Annotated in this window: 3 protein-coding genes; 1 reads left to right on the forward strand and 2 read right to left on the reverse strand. The window is 63.1% G+C overall.

Annotation, left to right across the window (positions count from 1 at the left end; genetic code table 11):
• On the reverse strand, positions 1 to 386 hold a 386-nt coding region (locus AC1DT3_RS19490), incomplete at its 3' end, for a phage distal tail protein, Rcc01695 family (RefSeq protein ID WP_477466867.1).
• A gap of 102 nt (positions 387 to 488) precedes the next feature.
• Here AC1DT3_RS19490 and AC1DT3_RS19495 point away from each other — a divergent pair.
• Positions 489 to 728, forward strand: a complete 240-nt coding sequence (locus AC1DT3_RS19495) for an HP1242/YdcH family protein (protein WP_477466868.1) — start codon at positions 489 to 491, stop codon at positions 726 to 728.
• 10 nt (positions 729 to 738) lie between these two features.
• Here the strand turns inward: AC1DT3_RS19495 and AC1DT3_RS19500 are convergent, their stop codons facing one another.
• The gene (locus AC1DT3_RS19500) at positions 739 to 1,419 is read right to left on the reverse strand and encodes a phage tail tape measure protein (protein WP_477466869.1); all 681 of its coding nucleotides are present in this window, start codon (positions 1,417 to 1,419) and stop codon (positions 739 to 741) included.
• Between the last annotated feature and the right edge of the window lie 490 nt (positions 1,420 to 1,909).

Below are 1,909 nucleotides of genomic sequence, written 5' to 3' on the forward strand. Positions count from 1 at the left end.
ATCGGGCGCTGATACGGCGCGTAGGATGCGCCGTAATTCTTGATCAGGGCGAACGTCGTCGTCGCGCCGTCACCGGTGCCGATGCGCTGGTCGAGGGGCGTCGGTTCCATGGAGGGTGGGCCCGACCGCCAATCGGTTCTGTCGCGGAAGCGAAAGCCGATCAACCGACCACGGCGCTCCTCGAAAAAGGCGATGACCGCGTGCAGCGCATCGACGCTGCGCACGCCGAGGCCGGCATCGTAGCGACGGCGCGAATTCGCCCAGCGGCTGTTGCGGTGTTCCCGCCCCGACGCCAGGGTGACGATGTCGGTGCGACGCACCGGCCCGCCGCGGCTGCCGAGGCTGATATCGAGCGGAAACCGGACCTCGTGAAAGTCGGACGCCATGTGACGGACCCTGATTTGATTTGAAACGGAAACCACCGGCCGGGCGTTGGACCGCCGGGGCCGGTCACCAACGCGGGACCAGTTACGAAAGGAAGCACGACGATGAGCAGCAACGAACTCGCCGACGATTTTCCGGGCCGCGCAGACGCGATTCATGCCCTGAAGACGAGCAACGCCCATTTCGCCCGGCGCTACGACGAGTACGTCGAACTCAATCGCACCATCCACCGGATCGAAACCCGTGTGGAGCCGACCACGGAGGACGTGGAGGAAGAGTTGAAGCGCCGCCGCGTCGCCATCAAGGACGAACTCGCCGCGATGCTTGACAGGCAGGGATCCTAGGCGACGTGCGTCACATTCCGCGCTGTCCGCGCGCCACCGCGCGGGCGAGCGCCGCCGAAACCTGCGCCTCCGAACGGCGGAAGCTGTCCGCATCGGGCGTCGTGACATTGACCGTCACCGCGAGCGGCCGGCCGCCTCCACCGCCGGAGCGGACGCCCAGCCGCCCATCGGACCCGCGCGCCAGCGGCATCACTGCTTCCGCGCCCCGCTCACCCATGACGCCGAGCCCGCGCCCGAGCGGAAAATAGGTCGGCGCGCCGACCACCCCGCCCTGCGCGAACGGCATCACCATGCCGCGGGAAAACACCCCGCCCTGCGCAAAGCCGAGAAGCGAGCCGAGCCCTGACGTAAGCCCCTTGAACAGAGGCCCGAGCACCCCGCTCAGCATCTGTCCCAATCCGCCGCCGTCGATCAACGGCTGGTCCTTCGTGCCGTCTCTCATTCCGTTGGTCAGGGACTGGCTCAGACCGAGCTGCAGCGGCGCCAGGGCCATCCGCAACCCGCCCTCCACAAGGGATTGCCGCATCGACTTAATAACGTTATTAAGTTTCTTTCCTTCGGCTATGTTCTTGGCGAAGGCGTTGGCGAGCGAGTCGCCGAACTTGTCGGAGAGAGCGATGAGCGTGTCGAGCTGGCGTTTGCGGTCTGCTTCGAGAGGCGATACGTCGTTTGCTTTGTCGGAGCCTGGCACGATTTTGTCTCCACAATTTCAGAAGGGAGTTACGGCATTCGCTTTTTTTCTGTTGGCAGGATGCATTGCCAAACCTCCGATCCGAAGTGTCTTCAGGACACCCAATCTTGGTTCTGCCCAATGGGAACAGATAAAACGAGAGTGCCGCTTCGAGGCGGAGAAGGCGACCGCAGCCGCAGATCCCGCAAAGGATTCGTCCATAAGCTGGCGGAACGTGTACCGCTCGTGCGCAGCGGTTARGGGCGCGACGTTTGTCGGAATGGTCCAAATGGCCGAGGACGAATGGCAGGCGATTTGGTCGTCCTGTCACCAAAAAGCGAAGGAAGCTCTCGCCACACGCCCGGCCTCCAAGGAAAAAGGCGAGATGATCGAGGACCTCGAATTGGAATGTCAGAAGCGCAATGGCGTGAAATTTTACGCCCACTTGTACTGACGAGAGGGCGCCAAATTTYTGCRCGAGGAAGAGGTCGAGTGATCCGCATATTAAAGT

It is taken from the genome of Microvirga sp. P4_G7 (assembly GCF_056401005.1).

Bases quoted from the DNA above. Each gene is read 5' to 3' on its own strand.
- AC1DT3_RS19495 (WP_477466868.1), top strand. From the start codon at position 489: ATGAGCAGCAACGAACTCGCCGACGATTTTCCGGGCCGCGCAGACGCG.